Raw genomic sequence first — 19,425 nt, forward strand, 5'->3', positions numbered from 1 at the left:
ACATCATGAGCGAGGAGGAGACCGTGGCCCAGCCCGACGAGAACCGCGCCACCGCCGCGGCGGACGCCGGCACCGATGCGCCGCTGGTCGAGGCCCCTGCCGACACCGTCGCCGGCGAGGTGGTCCTGCGTCTCACCGATGTGGTCAAGACCTTCCCCGGCGTACGCGCGCTCGACGGGGTCCAGTTGGAGGTACGCGCCGGCGAGGTGCACTGCCTGCTCGGGCAGAACGGCGCCGGCAAGTCCACCCTCATCAAGGTCCTGGCCGGGGTGCACCAGCCGGACTCCGGGCAAATCGAGTGGCGCGGGGAGCCCGCCGCCTTCGCCAACCCGCAGGCCGCCATGCGCGCCGGCATCGCCACCATCTACCAGGAGCTCGACCTGGTCGAGGACCTGTCGGTCGCGGAGAACGCCTTCCTCGGCCACGAGCCGCGCCAGCTCGGCTTCGTCCGCCGTGGGCAGATGGCCCGCCGGACGCGGCAGATCCTCGGCCGGCTCGGGCACGTGGAGATCCCGCCGGGTCGGATGGTCCGGGCGCTGCCGGCGGCCGGCAAGCAGATCGTCAGCATGGCGCGGGCGCTGTCGCACGAGGCGCGGCTGATCATCATGGACGAGCCGAGCGCCGTGCTGGCCCACGACGAGGTCGGCAACCTGTTCCGGATCATCCGGGAGTTGACCGCCCAGGGCATCGCCGTCATCTACATCTCCCACCGCCTCGAGGAGATCCGCGAGATCGGTGACCGGGTCACCGTACTCAAGGACGGCCGGACCACCGCGGCGAACCTGCCGGCCCGCGACACCTCCACCCGCGAGCTGGTCAGCCGGATGACCGGCCGGAGCATCGAGTACGTCTTCCCGGAGCGCCCGGCGGCCGGTCCGGCCGGCGCGGAGCTGCTCCAGGTCGACGGGCTGACCCGGACGGGCGAGTTCGCCGACGTGTCGCTCAACGTCCGGGCCGGCGAGATCGTCGGCATCGCGGGGCTGGTCGGCTCCGGCCGCTCCGAGCTGCTGGAGACGATCTACGGCGCCCGGCTGCCCGAGTCCGGCACGGTCCGGATGTCCGGGCGGGCGCTGCGGGCCGGTGTCGGCGCGGCGGTACGGGCCGGAATGGGGATGGCACCGGAGGAGCGCAAGAGCCAGGCACTGCTGCTCGGCGAGCCGATCTACCGCAACGTCACGCTGGCCACCTTCGGCCGGTACGCGCGGCTCGGCTTCACCAACGCCGCCAAGGAACGAGCCGAGGCGGACCGGATCGCCGAGAGCCTGGAGCTGCGGCCCCGGGACGTCGGTCGACCGGTACGCACGCTCTCCGGGGGCAATCAGCAGAAGGTCGTGGTCGGTCGGTGGCTGCTCGGCGGCACCAGACTGCTGCTGCTCGACGAGCCGACCCGCGGGGTCGACGTGGGGGCGCGGGCCGAGCTCTACCAGGTCATCCGGGCGTTGGCCGGCCAGGGCGTCGGGGTGCTGCTGGTCTCCAGCGAGGTGCCCGAGGTGCTCGGCCTGGCCGACCGCGTACTGGTCATGCGGGAGGGCCGGGTCATCCACGAGGCCCCCGCCGGCGAACTCGACGAGAACACCGTGCTCGACCTCGTCATGGCGGGGTCCCTGATGGAAGGCGCACCGGCATGAGTGACGCGACTCCCACCCCCACGGCGGCACCGGACCGCCCGGCCGCGCTGCCGGCGCAGTCGCCGCCGGTGGACCCGGCCGAGACGGCGGTGGCCAGCGACAAGGCGGCAGCCAGGGGCCGGCTCTCCTGGTGGCGAGGAGAGAACGGCGACGGCGTCAAGCGCAACCTCGGCCTGATCGGTGTGCTGGCCGCGCTCATCCTGGTCGGCGCGGTCACCAAGCCCGACCTCTACGACGATCCCACCTGGGTCTGGAACAACGTGCTGGCCATCCTCCAGCTCGCCTCGGTCGTCGGCGTCGTCACGGTGGGGATGACCTTCGTGATCATCGGCGGCGGGATCGACCTGTCGGTCGGAGCGATCGTCGCGTTGGCCGGGGTCTGGTGCACCACGGTCGCCACCCAGAGCTACGGCGCCGGCGGCATGATCTTCGCCGCCATCGTCGTCGGCATCTGCGTGGGTCTGGTCAACGGCGTGCTCATCTCGTACGGGCGGCTGGTGCCGTTCATCGCGACGCTCGCGATGCTGGTGGCCGCGCGCGGGCTCGCCGCGTCGATCTCCAACAAGCAGACCCAGGTGTCGACCAGCACCTTCATCAACGACATCGCGGCGCGCAAGGTGCTCGGCATCCCGATCCTCGTCTACATCCTCGGCGCGGTGGTGCTGGCCGGGTGGATCCTGCTCAACCGGACGACGTTCGGCCGACGGACCATCGCCGTCGGTGGCAACCCGGAGGCCGCGCGACTGGCCGGCATCAACGTGCGCCGGCACACCATGCTGCTGTACGCGCTGTCCGGCCTGTGCTGCGGCATCGCCGCGATCATGCTCACCTCGCAGGCCACGTCGGCCCAGGCGGCCATGGCCAACCTCTACGAGCTGGACGCGATCGCCGCCGCGATCATCGGCGGCACGCTGCTCAGCGGTGGTCGCGGGACGATCGTCGGCTCGTTGCTCGGCGTGATCATCTTCGCCACGATCACCAACCTCTTCGCCATCAACGGCCTCTCCATCGAGGCGCAGAACATGGTCAAGGGCGGCATCATCGTCGCCGCCGTCCTCGTCCAGCAGTTCCAGTTCAAGTCCCTCACCCGGCTCCTCGCGCGGAACAGGCTCACCACCACAACCTGACGCACCGCACGTTGTCCTGGCGACGTCGAGATCCTCGACAGTGGCCGGATCTCGCACACCCTCAACAACTCCACCCCGTTTCCAGGAGGTCGTCATGACCCAGCACAGCCGCGACCTGTCGCGTCGTCGCTTGCTATTCGGTGGGGCCGCCGTCGGCGCCGCCACCCTGCTCACCGCCTGCACCAGCAACGAGACCCCGGCGGCCAGCACCCAGACCAAGGCCGCCGGCAGCAGTGAAGGCAACAACGCCCCGGGCAAGAAGGTCGTCATCGGCTTCTCCGCCCCGGCCGCCGACCACGGCTGGATGGGCGCGATCCACGCCAACGCCAAGGCCCAGGCCGCCGCCTACCCCGACGTGGAGTTCAAGGAGGTCGACGGTGGGACGACCTCCGAGGCCCAGCGCTCGACGCTCGGCACGCTGATCGCCCAGAAGCCGGACATCATCGTCGTGCTGCCGCACGACGGCAAGGAGGTCAACGCGGTCGCCCTCCAGGCGATGCAGGCGGGCATCCCGATCGTCAACCTCGACCGGGTGTTCCCCGACGCGCTGGCCTCGCGGCTGGTGATCAAGGGCGACAACTACGGCATGGGTGTGTCGGCCGGGCACTTCATCGGCAAGCAGCTCAAGGACAAGGGTGTCGCCAACCCGGTCATCGGCGAGATCGCCGGTCTGGAGATCCCGCTGACCGTCGAGCGCAGCGCCGGCTTCGCCGCCGCACTGGCGACGTACGGGTTCAAGGTCACCAACCGCCGCTCGGCCGAGTTCACCTCCGACAGCGGCCAGCGCGAGGCAGCCCAACTGCTCCAGGCGCTGCCGAAGATCGACGCCATCTGGAACCACGACGACGACCAGGGCATCGGTGTCCTCGCCGCCATCAACCAGGCGGGCCGCAAGGAGTTCTTCATGGTCGGTGGCGCCGGCGCGAAGGTCGCGATCGACGCGATCAAGGCCGACAACTCCGTGCTGAAGGCGACGGTCACCTACAACCCGTCGATGGCCTCGTCGGCGATCTCACTCGCCCGGCTCATCGCCCAGGGTCGCGGCCTGGACGACCTCACGGAGCTCCAGGTGCCCAAGGAAGTGACCCTCGCCTCCGAGACGATCACCAAGGAGAACGCGAGCAGCTACGAGAAGCTCGGGTTCTGACACACGGGGGGAGACCCACCTTGTCCACAACGGAAAGAGAACTGCGGGTCGGCATGGTCGGCTACGCATTCATGGGTGCCGCGCACTCACAGGCGTGGCGCACCGTGAACCGCGTGTACGACCTGCCGGCGCGGGCCCGGATGGCGCTGATCTGCGGCCGGGACACCGGAAAGGTGGCCGACGCCGCCGACCGGCTCGGCTGGGACGCGTACACCACCGACTGGCGTGACCTGATCAGCCGGGACGACATCGACGTGGTCGACGTCTGCACCCCGGGTGACAGCCACGCCGAGATAGCCCTCGCCGCGTTGGCCGCCGGCAAGCACGTGCTGTGCGAGAAGCCGCTGGCCAACACGGTGGCCGAGGCTCGGGCGATGACCGCTGCGGCGGCCACCGCCCAGGCCGGCGGGGTGCGGTCGATGTGCGGGTTCAACTACCGCCGGGTCCCCGCGGTCACGATGATGCGCCAGCTGGTCGCCGAGGGGCGCCTCGGGGTGATCCGGCACGTCCGGGCGGCGTACCTGCAGGACTGGATCGTGGACCCGCAGTTCCCGCTGGTCTGGCGGTTGCAGAAGGACAGGGCGGGCTCCGGCGCGCTCGGTGACATCGGCGCGCACATCATCGATCTCACCCAGTTCGTCACCGGCCAGCGGATCACCGGCGTCAGCGCGGTGACCGAGACGTTCGTCAAGCAGCGGCCGTTGCCGGCCGGGTCCAGCGGGCTGGCAGCCACCCTGGACGGTGCGGGGTCGGTCGACGGCCACGGCGCGGTGGACGGGCACGCTCCGGCCACCGGGACAGTCACCGTCGACGACGCGGCGGTCTTCGTGGCCCGTCTCGACGGCGGCGCGCTGGCCACGTACGAGGCGAGCCGGTTCGCCACCGGTCGCAAGAACGCCCTCCGGGTCGAGATCAACGGCTCGCTCGGCAGCGTGGTCTTCGACCTGGAACGCCTCAACGAGCTGGAGTTCTACGACGCGACGCGGCCCACCGCGGAGCAGGGTTTCACCCGCATCCTGGTGACCGAGGGCGAGCACCCGTACATGTCGGCGTGGTGGCCACCGGGCCACATCATCGGCTACGAGCACTCCTTCACCCACCAGATGCGGGACTTCATCGAGGCGGTCGCCACCGGCGCCGACCCGGCTCCCTCGTTCGCCGACGCGTTGCAGGTCCAGCTGGTGCTGGACGCGGTGACCCGCTCGGCGGACCTCGGCTCCTCCTGGACCGAGGTGGAACCGGCACTCGCCGCACTGGCCGTCTGACCCTGTCCAACGCGATGCCGGCGGTCCGTCCGCCGGCACCGCCCGAACCGGCTTTCCGGACCGAACCGGCGAGGGACCGGCCGCGGTTGCGCCCCGCGGTCGGTACGAGGTCGGATCCGGAGGGCGTGCAGCCGGGCTTCACGGCCCGGTGGCGCACGAGCAGGACGGTCGTCCGGTGCGGCCGGACCGGGATTCCCCGGTCGCACCGGAGGACCGCCATCAACCCGGTCGGAGCGCGCTTCGCGCCCCGGTCGGCCGGACGCGGGGGAGGCAGGGTCGAGACGCCGACCGACCCTGCCTACCAGCCCCGTCTGTCCGCACCCGTACCGGGAACCGGTCCGGCGTCGGCGCCGCCGACGTCAACGCCGGGTCCGGTGTCCTCCCGGTGCGGACGGGCGGACGGGGCCCATCCACCCAAGCCGTATCTTTCCGAGGAATATTCTGATATTCCTATATTTACTTGCACCGACCGTTCCTCCTGAACGGGAAGGAGCACCATGCGAACGGGTGTCTGGCTGGTGGGAGCGCGGGGTTCCGTCGCGACCACGAGCATCGTCGGAGGGCTCGCCCTGCGGGCCGGCCTGGCCGGGCCGACCGGCTGCGTGACCGAACTGCCCGAGCTGCGGGGCCCCGCCCTGCCGGCCTTCGCCGACCTGGTCTTCGGCGGGCACGACATCGCCACCACCCCGCTGTGCAAGCGGGCCGAGGCGCTGGCCGCCGCCGGGGTGGTCCCCGGCCGGCTGGTCGCCGCCCTTCCCGACGAGCTGGCCGCCGTCGAGCGCGACCTGCGCCCGGCACCCACCGGCGCCACCCAGGCCGACCGGGCCGCCGCCGTCACCCGCGACCTCACCGAGTTCCGCGACCGGCACGGGCTGGACCGGGTGGTCGTGGTCAACGTCTCCGCCACCGAACCCGCCCCCCGGCCGCACCCCGGGCACGCCGACCCGGAGGCGCTGCGCGCCGCGCTGACCGGTCCGGACGAGGTGCTGCCATCCAGCTCGCTCTACGGGTACGCGGCGCTGACCGCCGGCTGCCCGTACGTCGACTTCACCCCGTCCACCGGGCTGCGGCTGCCGGCGCTGGCCGCGCTGGCTGAGCAGACCGGGCTGCCCTACGCCGGGCACGACGGCAAGACCGGAGAGACCCTGGTCAAGTCGGTACTCGCGCCGATGTTCGCGATGCGGCACCTCGCGGTGCGCTCCTGGTCCGGGGTCAACCTGCTCGGCGGGGGCGACGGCGCCACGCTCGCCGACCCGGCCGCCAACGCGGCCAAGGTGCAGAGCAAGCAGCGGGTGCTCGGCGAGACGCTGGGCTACCTGCCGCAGGGCGGCACCCGCATCGAGTACGTGGAGGAGCTGGGCGACTTCAAGACCGCCTGGGATCTGATCACCTTCGCCGGGTTCCTCGGCACCGGGATGCGGATGGAGTTCACCTGGCACGGCTGCGACTCCGCCCTCGCCGCGCCGCTGGTGCTGGACCTGGCCCGGCTCACCGCCGCCGCGCACGCCGCCGGACACGTCGGGCCGCTGCCCGACCTGGCGTTCTTCTTCAAGGACCCGCTGGGCGCGCCGACCCACTCGCTGGCCGAGCAGTGGGCCCTCCTGGCCGCCTTCACCCGGCGGTTGCACGCCGGCCGGGACGGTGGACATGACCACGCTGGCTGACCTGGCCGAGCTGGTCCGGGTGCCGGCCGCGCTCTCCGTACCCGGGGACGTCGTCGCCGGTGCGGCAGCGGCCGGCACGCTGGACCGGCGTACCCCCGCCCTGGCCGGCGCCTCGGTGCTGCTCTACTGGGCCGGCATGGCGGCCAACGACTGGGCCGACCGGCGGTTGGACGCCGTCGAGCGGCCGGAGCGGCCGATCCCCAGCGGCCGGGTCGCACCGGCCGCCGCGGTGGGGATCGCCGCCGGGCTCACCGCCGCCGGCCTGGGCCTGGCCGCCGCCGCGGGCGGTCGCCGCGCCACCGCCCTGGCCGTGCCGCTGGCCGCCGCCGTCTGGGGGTACGACCTGCTGGCGAAGAACACCGCCGCCGGTCCGGCCGTGATGGCCGCCTGCCGGGGGCTGGACGTGCTGCTCGGCGCGTCCGGTGGCCGGCTGCACCGGGCGCTGCCGGCGGCGGTGACCGTCGCCGCGCACACCTGGACGGTCACCGCGCTGTCCCGCCGCGAGGTCACCGGCGCCGACACCGCCCTGCCGCTGCGCACCCTGGCCGGCACCGCCCTGGTCGCAGCCAGCGCCGCCGCCCCCGCCGCCCGACCCGCCGCCCGACCCGCCTTCCGCGGCGCCGCCCGATGCGCCGCCGACGACCAGCGCGCCGACGTGATCGCCGCCGGGCACGGTCCCGGGCGGACCCGGTCGGCCGCGATCGCCGCCGCACTGCCGGCGGTGCTGGCCGGCTGGTACGCCGCCCGGTACGGCGCCGCCCAGGCCCGGGTGGTGCGCGACCCGTCGGCCGGACGGGTCCGCGCCGCCGTCGGGGCCGGAATCACCGGACTGCCCGCCCTGCAGGGGGCACTGACCGCACGCAGCGGCGCCGGCCTGCTCGGGCTGGCCGTCGCGGCGGCGGCGCCCCTGGGCCGGCGACTCGCCCGGAAGCTCTCGCCGACATGACCGCCCCGCAACCCCGTGCGGTGCCGCCGGGCGACGACCACCGGACGCTGCGCTTCGGGTACGGCACCAACGGCTTCGCCAACCACCGGCTCGACGACGCGCTGGCCGTCATCGCCGACCTCGGCTACGTCGGGGTGGCGCTCACCCTGGACCACGACCACCTGGACCCGTTCGCGCCCGGCCTCACCCACCGCATCGCCGCGGTCGCCCGGCGGCTGAGCACGCTCGGCCTCGCGGTGGTCATCGAGACCGGGGCCCGCTACCTGCTCGACCCGTGGCACAAGCACGCCCCGACCCTGCTGCACGACGACCCGACCCGGCGGATCGAGTTCCTGCGCCGGGCGGTACGGATCGGCGCCGACCTCGGTGCGGAGGCGGTCTCCTTCTGGGCCGGCGTCCGCCCCGGGTCGGTCCCACCCCAGACCGCCTGGGACCGGCTGGTCGCCGGCTGCGCCACGGTGGTCGACGCGGCCGACGCCGCCGGCGTGAGCCTCGGGTTCGAACCGGAACCGGGAATGCTGGTCGAGGACATCGCCGGCTGGCGGCGGCTGCGCGCGGCGCTCGGCGAGCCGCCCCGCTTCGGCATCACCCTCGACATCGGGCACTGCCGCTGCCTGGAGCCGTGGCCGGTGCCGCGGTGCGTGCACGAGGTGGCCGAGCACCTGGTCAACGTCCAGATCGACGACATGCGCCGGGGCGTGCACGAGCACCTGGAATTCGGCACCGGGGAGATCGACTTCCCGCCGGCGCTGACCGCGCTGCGCGACGCCGGCTACCGCGGACTGGTCGCCGTGGAACTGCCCCGCGACTCGCATGCCGCGCCCGCCGTGGCCGCCCGCTCGATCGATTTCCTGCGCGCCGCCTCGACCACCACGGCGAGCGCCGCCGCGACCGGCGGCCACACCGCCGGCCCGGTCGATGGCGGCACCGTCACACGGGCCGATGGCGGCACCGAGGACGAGGTGCCCGCCCGCATCCTTTGCTCTGCTTCAGCGGACGCAACAGCCGACGTCCGGTATCCGGACACCGACCGTCGCGTGGAGTGAAGCAGAGCAAAGGACGCGCTCGGCATCTGCGGAGCAGCACGAGGGAGGAGACGGGATGACACCGGATTCACTACGGGCCGCGCTGCGGGGCGTACCCGATCCCGACTGGCTGGACGCGGCGCTGCGCCGGGTCGCGGTCGAGCCCGACGCGATCAGCCGACTCTTCCCGGCCGCCGGCCGGCGCTGCGGCCGCACGGCCCTGCCCGACGCGCCCGGCTGGACCGCCGACGACGCGGCCCGGGTGCTGCTGCTCACCGCCCTGCCGGCCGAGCACGCCCGGTACGCGGACACCCTCTACCGGCACGGCGACGCGGCCGAGCGGCGGGCTGTACTGCGCGCCCTGCCGCTGCTGCCGGTCGGCGGCGCCGGGGTGCCGCTGCTGCACGACGCGATCCGCACCAACGACACCCGGCTGGTCGCCGCCGCGCTCGGCCCGTACGCCCGCCACCTCGACCCGGCCGACTGGCGGCAGGCGGTGCTCAAGTGCGTCTTCACCGGCGTGCCGCTGGCCGCGGTGGCCGACCTCGACGAGCGCGCCGACGGCGAACTCGCCGCGATGCTCGCCGCCCTGGCCGCCGAGCGGCACGCCGCTGGCCGGGAGATGCCCGCCGACGCCACCGAACTGCTCGACCGGCTCACCGCGAGCAGCGTCGGCACCACCACCGTCGACCGTCCCACCCCCACGGAGGCGTGATGCGCATCTTCGACCCGCACATCCACATGACCTCACGCACCACCGACGACTACGAGCGGATGGCCGCCGCCGGGGTCCGGGCGGTGGTCGAGCCGGCGTTCTGGCTGGGGCAACCCCGCACCAGCGCCGCGTCCTTCGCCGACTACTTCGACTCCCTGATCGGGTGGGAGCCGTTCCGGGCCGGGCAGTTCGGGGTGCGGCACCACGCCACCGTGGCGCTCAACCCCAAGGAGGCCAACGACCCGCGCTGCCGTCCGGTGCTGGACCTGCTGCCGCGCTACCTGGAGAAGGACGCCGTGGTGGCGGTGGGCGAGATCGGGTACGACTCGATGACCCCGGAGGAGGACGAGGCGTTCGCCGCGCAGCTCGCGCTGGCCGTGGCGCACGACCTGCCGGCGCTGGTGCACACCCCGCACCGGGACAAGGCCCGGGGCGTCGAGCGCACCCTGGCCGTGGTCACCGAGTCCGGCATCGACCCGGGCCGGGTGGTCGTCGACCACCTCAACGAGGTGACCGTCAAGCTGGTCCGGGACACCGGCTGCTGGCTGGGCTTCTCCATCTACCCGGACACCAAGATGTCCCCGCCCCGCATGGTCGAGCTGCTGCGCGAGTACGGGACCGAACGGATGCTGGTCAACTCGGCCGCCGACTGGGGGCGCTCCGACCCGCTGCTGACCCGGGCCACCGGCGAGGCGATGCTGCTGGCCGGGTTCACCGACGACGACGTCGACCGGGTGCTGTGGCGCAACCCGGTGCAGTTCTACGGGCAGTCCGGCCGGCTCGACCTGGGCGACCTGGAGTTCGCCGCCGTGGACCCGCAGACCGGCAACTCCATCCTGCGCGGCGGCAGCTGATGCGGCTACGGCACGCCGGCGGCGACACCATCCACCTCGGCTACTGCACCAACGTGCACCCCGCCGAGGACCTCGCCGGCATCCTCGGCCAACTGGACACCTACGCGCTGCCGGTACGCGAGACGCTCGGCACCGACGTGCTCGGCCTCGGCCTGTGGCTGGCCGCGCCGGTCGCCGCCGAACTCGCCGCGGAACCGGCCCTGCGCCGCCGGCTGCGCGCCGAACTGGACGCGCGCGGGCTGGAGGTGGTAACCCTCAACGGCTTCCCGTACGCGGCCTTCCAGGCCCCGGTGGTCAAGCACGAGGTCTACCGACCGGACTGGACCACCGAGCGGCGACTCGCGTACACCCTGGACCTGGCGCGGGTCCTGGCCGACCTGCTGCCCGACGACGCCGCCCGCGGCTCGGTCTCCACCCTGCCGCTGGCCTGGCGCCAACCCTGGGACGCCGAGCGCGCCGGGGCCGCCCGGCGCCGGCTGGACCAGCTCGCGGCCGGGCTGGCCGTCGTCGAGCGGGACACCGGCCGCCGGGTACGGGTCGGCTTCGAACCGGAGCCGGGCTGCGTGGTGGAGAGCACCGGGCAGGCCGCCACTCTGTTGTCCGGCATGGACACCGAGCGGCTGGGCGTCTGCCTCGACCTGGCCCACCTCGCCTGTGCCTGGGAGGAACCGGCCGCGGCGCTGGACCGGCTGCGGGCCGCCGGCCTGCCGGTGGTCAAGGTGCAGGTTTCCGCCGCAGTGGAAGCCGCCGACCCGGCCGGCTCCGCCGACGCGCTGCGCCGCTGGGTGGAGCCGCGCTTCCTGCACCAGACCCGGGGCGCCGGCTGCGCGGGCACGGCCGACCCGGCCGACCCGGCGTGCGCGGCCGACGACCTGGACGCCGCCCTGGACGCGGCGCTGCCGGGGCCGTGGCGGGTGCACTACCACGTGCCGCTGCACGCCCCACCCGAGGAACCGCTGGGCTCGACGCTACCGGTGCTGCGCGCCGCGCTGGCCGCCCTCTTCGCCGGTCCGGCGGCGGGCTGCGACCACCTCGACGTGGAGACGTACACCTGGGGGGTGCTGCCGGAGGCACGGCGGCCGCGCACCGACGCGGAACTGGCCGGCGGGATCGCCGCCGAACTCGCCTTCGCCCGCGCCGAACTGGTCGGCCTGGGCCTCACGCCGGCGGACCGGACCGCCCCGGCCACGACGGGAGGGTCACGATGAAACGACGACTGGTGGTGCTGGACGTGGTCGGGCTGACCCCGCGACTGCTGGCGCACATGCCCCGGCTGCGCGCGGTCGCCGACGGCGGTTTCCGCGCCGAGCTGGGCACCGTGCTGCCCGCGGTGACCTGCTCGGTGCAGTCGACCTTCCTCACCGGGACGCTGCCGACCGAGCACGGGATCGTGGGCAACGGCTGGTACTTCCGGGACCTGGGCGAGGTGCTGCTGTGGCGACAGCACAACGCGCTGGTCGGCGGGGAGAAGCTGTGGGAGGCGGCCCGCCGGGTCGACCCGGGCTACACGGTGGCCAACGTCTGCTGGTGGTACGCGATGGGCGCGGACGTGAACTGGACCGTCACCCCGCGCCCGGTCTACTACGCCGACGGGCGCAAGGAGCCCGACTGCTACACCGACCCGCCGGAGCTGCACGACGCGCTCACCGGGCGGTTGGGCACCTTCCCGCTGTTCACCTATTGGGGGCCGGGCGCCGGGCTGCCCGCGTCGCGCTGGATCTGCCGCGCCGCCGAGCAGATCCTGGCCGACGCCGCACCGGACCTGACCCTGGTCTACGTCCCGCACCTGGACTACGACCTGCAACGCTTCGGCCCGTCGTCGCCACGGGCCGCCGCCGCCGCGGCCGAGCTGGACGCGGTGCTCGGGCCGCTGCTGGACGCCGCCCGGGCCCGCGACGCCACGGTGGTGGTGCTCTCCGAGTACGGCATCACCGACGTGTCCCGGCCGGTGGACGTCAACCGGGCACTGCGCGCCGAAGGGCTGCTGCGGGTGCACACCCAGGACGGCATGGAGTACCTGGACCCGTGGACGTCGCGGGCGTTCGCGGTCGCCGACCACCAGGTGGCGCACGTCTACGTCCGGGACCCGGCCGACGTGCCGGTGGTGGCGAAGCTCTGCGCCGGGCTGCCCGGGGTGGCCGAGGTGCTCGACGCCGACGGCAAGGCCGAGCACGGGCTGGACCATCCACGCGCCGGCGAGCTGGTGCTGGTGGCCGAGCCGGACGCCTGGTTCACCTACTACTACTGGCTGGACGACGACCGCGCGCCGGACTTCGCCCGGCTGGTGGAGATCCATCGGAAGCCGGGTTACGACCCCGCCGAGTTGTTCTTCGACCCGGCCGCACCCGGTGCGGCGAAGCGGCGGGCGGCGACCGCGCTGGCCCGCAAGAAGCTGGGCATGCGCTACCTGATGAGCGTGGTCGGCCTGGACGCCGGAGCGCGGGCGGTGCGCGGCTCGCACGGCCGGCTGCCGGCCGATCCGCAGGACGCGCCGGTGCTGCTCTGCTCCGACCCGGCGGCGGCCCGCGACCGCCTCGCCGCCACCGAGGTCAAGGCGCTGCTGCTGGAGCTGGCCGGGCTCGCCGACCGGGCGTCGGCGTCGGAGCGGCCGGGGGAGGGGTCATGACGGTCACGGTCGCGCCGGCCGACGTGAGTGGGCTGCGTGCGCGCTTCGACGCCGAGCTGGCCGCCTTCCTCGACCGGCAGGGCCCGGACTGGCCGGACGGCGCCCCGCGCGGGGTGTTCACCGCGCTGCACCGGTTCGTGCTGGCCGGCGGGAAACGCCTGCGCCCACTCTTCTGCTACTGGGGCTGGCGCGGCGCCGGGGGCGCCGACGGTACGCCGATCGTGATGGCCGCGGCGGCGCTGGAGCTGTTCCACGCGTTCGCGCTGATCCACGACGACATCCTCGACGGCAGCGACCGCCGCCGCGGCGAGCCGTCGGTGCACCGGCTCTTCGCCGACCTGCACGCCCGTTCCTCGTGGCGGGGCGACCCGGAGGCGTACGGGCGCAACACCGCGCTGCTCTGCGGGGACCTCTGCGCGGCCTGGTCGGACCAGATGTTCCACGAGTGCGGCCTGAGCACCGAGCAGGTGCACCGGGGGTACGGGGTGTTCGCCCTGATGCGTACCGAGGTGATCGCCGGGGAGTACCTGGACCTGGTCTCCGGGGTTGGCGACGGCTCGGTGGCCAGCGCGCTCACCGTGATCCGGATGAAGGCGGCCCGGTACACGGTGACCCGGCCGTTGCAGATCGGGGCGGCCCTGGCCGGCGCGGCGCCGGAGCTGATCGCGGCGCTCGGGGAGTTCGGTGACCCGCTGGGCGACGCGTTCCAGTTGCGTGACGACGTGCTGGGCGTCTTCGGCGACCCGGCGGTGACCGGCAAGTCGGTGCTGGACGACCTGCGTGAGGGCAAGCCGACGGTGATGATGGCGCTGGCCCGCAGCGCCGCCGACCGGGCGCAGACCGCCCGGCTGCGCGAGCTGTTCGGCAATCCGGCGCTGGACGCCGACGGGGCGTCCGAGCTGCGCGGGATCATCGAGGCGACCGGTGCCCGGGAGCGGATCGAGCAGATGATCCGGGTGCGTACCGAGGCGGCGTTGAGCGCGCTGGAGGATGCGCCGGTGGCCGCGGAGGCGCGGACGGCCCTGGTCGCCCTGGCCGCGCAGGCGATCGACCGCCGGGCCTGACCCCGCCGGCGCCCGCCGGCCACCGCCTCCCGGACCCCGCGCGGTGTCCGGGACGCGGTGCTGTCCGTGGACTTTCGATCAAACCGACAGAAGTTCACGTCCGCCGGGCGGAAGGTATAGACACATCGACACTCGCCACTTAGTGTCGTGCCCAACACGACATTGTTTCGTCGAGGTGAACCGGCGGCGCGGTGACCCATCGACACCCACCACCGCTACGGCATCCGGCGCGACGGCGCGCGCCCGGCCTGGCAGTCACTCGTCAGGAAGGGACCACGATGTCCAAGAAGGACAGCCCGCCCCACCGATCCCGACAATGGTTCTCCGCCGGCTCAGCGCTGCTCCTGGTGGCCACGGCCGGCACGGTCGCACTCGGCGCCGGCCCGGCCGCGCTCGGCGGCCCGACGGCGGCCCAGGCCCACCCCATCACCGCCACCGACTTCCAGCAGGTGACCCTCGCGAAGGGCGCCGCCGAGGTCGGCGAGCCCATGACCATCGCCGTGCTGCCGGACCGGTCGGTCCTGCACACCGCCCGCAACGGCACGCTCCGCCGTACCGACGCGAGCGGCACCACCTCCGTGGTCGGCACCCTGTCGGTCTACACCCACGACGAGGAGGGGTTGCAGGGCGTCGGGGTCGACCCGAACTTCACCAGCAACCGCCACATCTACCTCTACTACGCGCCGCCGCTGTCCACCCCCGGCGGGGACGCACCGGCCACCGGCAGCGACTTCTCCGCCTGGCAGGGTGTCAACCGGCTCTCCCGCTACACCCTGAACAGCGACTTCACCCTCAACACCGGCAGCAAGGTCGACATCCTCGACGTCCCGGCGGACCGGGGCATCTGCTGCCACGTCGGCGGTGACATCGACTTCGACGCCGCCGGCAACCTCTACCTCTCCACCGGCGACGACTCCAACCCGTTCGACTCCTCCGGCTACGCCCCGATCGACGAGCGCACCAACCGCAACCCGGCGTACGACGCCCAGCGCAGCGCCGCCAACACCAACGACCTGCGCGGCAAGATCCTGCGGATCAAGGTGAACGCCAACGGGACGTACTCGATCCCGTCGGGCAACATGTTCGTCGACTCCGACCCGAAGACGCGCCCCGAGATCTACGCGATGGGCTTCCGCAACCCGTTCCGGATGAGCGTCGACAAGGCCACCGGCGTCGTCTACGTCGGTGACTACGGCCCGGACTCCGGCAGCACCACCTCCCGGGGCCCGAGCGGCCAGGTCGAGTTCAACCGGATCACCGGGCCGGGCAACTTCGGCTGGCCGTACTGCACCGGCACCAACACCGCCAACGAGACGTACGCCGAGTGGGACTTCGCCAACAACACGGCTGGCGCGAAGTACAACTGCACCGGCGGCCCCACGAACAACTCCTTCCGCAACACCGGCATCACCACCCTCCCGGGCGCCAAGCCGGCCTGGATCCGGTACGCCGGTGACGCGGGCAGCCCCGCGGAGTTCGGCGGCGGCTCCGAGTCGCCGATGGCCGGGCCGGTCTACCGGTACAACGCCTCGTCGGCCTCGACCACCAAGTTTCCGCAGGGCTTCGACGGGCAGTTCTTCGCCGGTGAGCTGGGCCGGGGCTGGGTCAAACCGATCCACCTCAACGCCGACGGCTCGCCCGGCACGATCGAGAACTTCCCGTGGAACGGCAAGCAGGTCATGGACATGGCGTTCGGGCCGGACGGCTCGCTCTACGTCCTGGACTACGGCACCGGGTACTTCAACGGTGACGCCAACTCGGCGCTCTACCGCTACGACTACATCGCCGGCGGCAACGCCGCGCCGACCGCGGTCGCGGCGGCCGACAAGACCTCCGGCGCCGCCCCGTTGACCGTGAACTTCTCCTCGGCCGGATCGTCGGACCCGGAGGGCGGTGCGCTGACCTACTCGTGGAACTTCGGTGACGGCACCAGCTCCACGGCGGCCAACCCGGCCAAGACGTTCACCAGCAACGGCAGCTACACGGTCACGCTGACCGTGACCGACCCGCAGGGCGCCACCGGCACGGCCAGCGTGCAGATCGGTGTCGGTAACACCGCCCCCACGGTGACGATCAACAACCCGGCCAACGGTCAGCTGTTCGCGTACGGCGACACGGTGCCGTTCAGCATCACCGTCACCGACCCGGAGGACGGCACGATCGACTGCACGAAGGTCAAGATGACCTACGTGCTCGGCCACGACCAGCACGGCCACCAGATCACCTCGAAGAACGGCTGCTCCGGCTCGATCACCATCCCGGTCGACGGTGAGCACGACGACGCGGCGAACATCTTCGCGATCTTCGACGCCGAGTACACCGACGCCGGCGGGCTGACCACCCACAAGCAGCACACCCTGCAGCCGAAGAAGCGCCAGGCGGAGCACTACAAGACCTCCTCGGGCATCCAGCAGTACAGCAAGACCGCGGCTGAGGGTGGCAAGACCGTCGGCAGTATCGACAACGGCGACTGGATCGCGTTCGAGCCGTACCGAATCAACAACGTGACCTCGTTCACCGCTCGGATCTCGTCCGGCGGCGTGGGCGGCACCGTCCAGGTGCGGGCCGGCTCCGCCACCGGCACGGTGCTCGGCTCGGCCACCGTTCCGGTGACCGGCTCGTGGGAGACGTTCCAGAACGTCAGCGGGACCATCACCAACCCGCCGGCGGGCACCACCACGCTCTACGTGACCTTCGCCGGTGGCGCCGGGGCGCTGTTCGACCTGGACTCGTTCACCTTCACCACCGGCGCGGGTGGCGGCGGTGGCACCGGCCCGATCACCGGGCTGGCCGGCAAGTGCCTGGACGTGCGCAGCGCCGCCACGGCCGACGGCACGCAGATCCAGATCTACACCTGCAACGGCACCACGGCGCAGACGTGGACGGTGACGCCGAACTCGACGGTCAAGGCGCTGGGCAAGTGCCTGGACGTCTCGGGCGGCGGTTCGGCCGACGGCACGAAGATCCAGCTCTGGACCTGCAACGGCTCCGGCGCGCAGAACTGGTCCGCCCAGGCCGACGGAACGCTGAGGAACCCGCAGTCCGGCAAGTGCCTGGACGTCTCCGGCAACAACTCCGCGGACAGCACCGTCGTGCACCTGTGGACCTGCCTCGGCGCCAACAACCAGAAGTGGACCCTGCCCTGAGTTGAAAGGAGGGGCCCCTTGTTAACGCCTAGTGTTGTACAAGGGGCCCCTCCTAACCGTTCTTAGGAGAGCGACATGCGCAGACTCCTGCGACCCGTCCTCGGCGCGGCCACCGCCGCCCTCGCCGTCATCGCCTGCACCACCCCGGCCAGCCCGGCCAGCGCCGCCGACGCCCCGTACGACGTGCTGGTCTTCTCCAAGACCGCCGGCTTCCGGCACGACTCGATCGCGGTGGGCACCCAGGCCATCCGCGACCTGGGCGCCGGCAACAACTTCACCGTCACCGCCACCGAGGACGCCGCCGCGTTCACGACCGGCAACCTCGCCCAGTACGAGGCGGTGGTCTTCCTCAACACCACCGGTGACGTGCTCAACGCCAGCCAGCAGACCGCCTTCGAGTCGTACATCGGCTCCGGCCGCGGCTTCGTCGGCGTGCACTCCGCGGCCGACACCGAGTACGACTGGCCGTTCTACGGCAACCTGGTCGGGGCGTACTTCGCCTCGCACCCGGCCATCCAGCAGGCCAACGTCAAGGTGGAGAACCGGGGGCACGCCGCGACGGCGCACCTGCCGCAGACCTGGACCCGCACCGACGAGTGGTACAACTACCAGACCAACGCCCGCTCCACCGCCCGGGTGCTGGCCACCCTCGACGAGTCGTCGTACTCGGGCGGCTCGATGGGCGCCGACCACCCCCACTCCTGGTGCAAGAGCTACAACGGCGGCCGGTCCTTCTACACCGGCGGCGGGCACACCCAGGCGTCCTACTCCGACGCCGCGTTCCGGGCCCACCTGCTCGGCGGCATCCGCTACGCGGCCGGCCGGAGCAAGGCCGACTGCCGGCCGGAGACCGGCTACACCACCCTCTACAACGGCTCGACGACCGGCTGGTCGCAGGCCGGCCCGGGCAGCTTCACCAACTCCGACGCCACCCTCACCTCGGTCGGCGGCCTGGGCATGCTCTGGTACAGCGTTAAGGAGTTCACCAACTACTCCTTGAAGATGGACTGGAAGCTGGCCGGTGACGACAACTCCGGGGTGTTCATCGGGTTCCCGCCGTCGAGTGACCCGTGGTCGGCGGTGAACAACGGCTACGAGATCCAGATCGACGCCACCGACGCGGCCGACCGCACCACCGGCGCGGTCTACACCTTCAAGTCCGCCGACCTCGCCGCACGGGACGCGGCGCTCAACCCGCCGGGGGAGTGGAACACCTACGAACTGCTGGTCGAGGGTGAGCGGCTGCAGATCTTCCTCAACGGGGTGAAGATCAACGACTTCACCAACACCAACGCGGCCCGCTCGCTCGCCGGCCACATCGGCATCCAGAACCACGGCACCGGTGACGACGTGTCGTTCCGCAACGTCCGGATCAAGGAGCTGGGCTCCAACCCACCGGGCGGGGGGAACACCACCGTCCAGGCCGAGTCGTTCAGCTCCGCCAGCGGCGTCACCCCGTTCACAAAGGCCGGCGCCAACAACGGGCAGACCCTCGGCTACATCGACCCGGGTGACTGGGCCGCGTACAACGGGGTCGACCTGACCGGCGCCACCTCGTTCAAGTCCCGGATCGTCTCCGGCGGCCCCGGCGGCACCATCCAGGTGCGGACCGGCTCCACCACCGGCCCGGTGCTCGGCTCGGTGGCGGTGCCGAACACCGGCAGTTGGACCACCTACGCCGACGTCACCACCACCCTCTCCGGCGTCCCGTCGGGCACCCAGAACCTCTACCTCACCTTCACCGGTAGCGGCACCGGGCTCTTCGACGTGGACGACTTCACCCTGGTCAAGGGCGGCGGCGGCACCGGCGGGGTCGGCCCGGTCAAGGGCCTGGGCGGCAAGTGTCTGGACGTGCGGGCCAGCGGCACCGCCGACGGCACCCAGATCCAGATCTACACCTGCAACGGCAGCGGTGCGCAGACCTGGACCGTGACGCCGAACTCCACCATCAAGGCGCTGGGCAAGTGCCTGGACGTCTCGGGCAGCGGCACCGCCGACGGCACGAAGATCCAGCTCTGGACCTGCAACGGCACCGGGGCCCAGAACTGGGCCGCCCAGGCCGACGGCAGCCTGCGCAACACGTCGTCGAACAAGTGCCTCGACGTCTCCGGCAACAACTCGGCCGACAGCACCATCGTGCACCTCTGGACCTGCAACGGCGCGGCCAACCAGAAGTGGACCCTGCCCTGATCCATCGCTGATCCGGTCCGACGCTGAT

General features: G+C 72.5%; 14 protein-coding genes. All 14 read left to right on the plus strand.

The genetic code is table 11. From position 1 onward, the window contains the following. Nucleotides 1-5 precede the first annotated feature (5 nt). On the plus strand, nt 6-1,628 hold the full coding sequence (locus tag ACFOW4_RS29700) for a sugar ABC transporter ATP-binding protein (protein ID WP_377533612.1): 1,623 nt from the start codon (nt 6-8) through the stop codon (nt 1,626-1,628). Further along, nucleotides 1,625-2,755 carry an ABC transporter permease gene (locus ACFOW4_RS29705; RefSeq protein WP_377533613.1) on the plus strand — a complete coding sequence of 377 codons (1,131 nt, stop codon included), beginning with the start codon at nt 1,625-1,627 and terminating at the stop codon, nt 2,753-2,755. The genes ACFOW4_RS29700 and ACFOW4_RS29705 overlap by 4 nt, the downstream gene beginning before the upstream one ends. A 94-nt stretch (nt 2,756-2,849) precedes the next feature. Then, nucleotides 2,850-3,902, plus strand: a complete 1,053-nt coding sequence (locus ACFOW4_RS29710) for a substrate-binding domain-containing protein (RefSeq protein ID WP_377533614.1) — start codon at nt 2,850-2,852, stop codon at nt 3,900-3,902. A gap of 53 nt (nt 3,903-3,955) precedes the next feature. Then, on the plus strand, nt 3,956-5,167 hold the full coding sequence (locus ACFOW4_RS29715; RefSeq protein ID WP_377533702.1) for a Gfo/Idh/MocA family protein: 1,212 nt from the start codon (nt 3,956-3,958) through the stop codon (nt 5,165-5,167). Between the two features lie 497 nt (nt 5,168-5,664). Further along, nucleotides 5,665-6,831, plus strand: a complete 1,167-nt coding sequence (locus tag ACFOW4_RS29720) for an inositol-3-phosphate synthase (RefSeq protein ID WP_377533616.1) — start codon at nt 5,665-5,667, stop codon at nt 6,829-6,831. After that, nucleotides 6,815-7,777, plus strand: coding sequence for an SCO3242 family prenyltransferase (locus ACFOW4_RS29725; RefSeq protein WP_377533617.1), 963 nt, complete (start codon nt 6,815-6,817; stop codon nt 7,775-7,777). Before ACFOW4_RS29720 ends, ACFOW4_RS29725 begins: the two co-directional genes overlap by 17 nt. Then, complete coding sequence (locus tag ACFOW4_RS29730) at nt 7,774-8,823, plus strand: sugar phosphate isomerase/epimerase family protein (RefSeq protein WP_377533618.1); 1,050 nt, start codon at nt 7,774-7,776, stop codon at nt 8,821-8,823. The genes ACFOW4_RS29725 and ACFOW4_RS29730 overlap by 4 nt, the downstream gene beginning before the upstream one ends. A gap of 55 nt (nt 8,824-8,878) precedes the next feature. Beyond that, on the plus strand, nt 8,879-9,517 hold the full coding sequence (locus ACFOW4_RS29735; RefSeq protein ID WP_377533619.1) for an EboA domain-containing protein: 639 nt from the start codon (nt 8,879-8,881) through the stop codon (nt 9,515-9,517). Next, a complete protein-coding gene (locus tag ACFOW4_RS29740) occupies nt 9,517-10,371 on the plus strand; it encodes a TatD family hydrolase (protein WP_377533620.1) in 855 nt (284 codons plus the stop codon). The genes ACFOW4_RS29735 and ACFOW4_RS29740 overlap by 1 nt, the downstream gene beginning before the upstream one ends. After that, nucleotides 10,371-11,579 (plus strand): metabolite traffic protein EboE, encoded by a 1,209-nt coding sequence (gene eboE, locus ACFOW4_RS29745; RefSeq protein WP_377533621.1) that lies wholly within the window; start codon nt 10,371-10,373, stop codon nt 11,577-11,579. Before ACFOW4_RS29740 ends, eboE begins: the two co-directional genes overlap by 1 nt. Beyond that, complete coding sequence (locus ACFOW4_RS29750; RefSeq protein ID WP_377533622.1) at nt 11,576-12,997, plus strand: alkaline phosphatase family protein; 1,422 nt, start codon at nt 11,576-11,578, stop codon at nt 12,995-12,997. Before eboE ends, ACFOW4_RS29750 begins: the two co-directional genes overlap by 4 nt. Continuing rightward, on the plus strand, nt 12,994-14,061 hold the full coding sequence (locus ACFOW4_RS29755) for a polyprenyl synthetase family protein (protein WP_377533623.1): 1,068 nt from the start codon (nt 12,994-12,996) through the stop codon (nt 14,059-14,061). Before ACFOW4_RS29750 ends, ACFOW4_RS29755 begins: the two co-directional genes overlap by 4 nt. Nucleotides 14,062-14,339: 278 nt before the next feature. Then, nucleotides 14,340-17,207: a PQQ-dependent sugar dehydrogenase gene (locus ACFOW4_RS29760; protein ID WP_377533624.1), complete on the plus strand. Its 2,868-nt coding sequence runs from the start codon at nt 14,340-14,342 to the stop codon at nt 17,205-17,207. 75 nt (nt 17,208-17,282) lie between these two features. After that, nucleotides 17,283-19,397: a ThuA domain-containing protein gene (locus ACFOW4_RS29765; RefSeq protein WP_377533625.1), complete on the plus strand. Its 2,115-nt coding sequence runs from the start codon at nt 17,283-17,285 to the stop codon at nt 19,395-19,397. Nucleotides 19,398-19,425 lie beyond the last annotated feature (28 nt).

The sequence above is a fragment of the Micromonospora sp. GCM10011542 genome, from assembly GCF_042650685.1.
In the GTDB taxonomy this organism is placed as follows: domain Bacteria; phylum Actinomycetota; class Actinomycetes; order Mycobacteriales; family Micromonosporaceae; genus Micromonospora.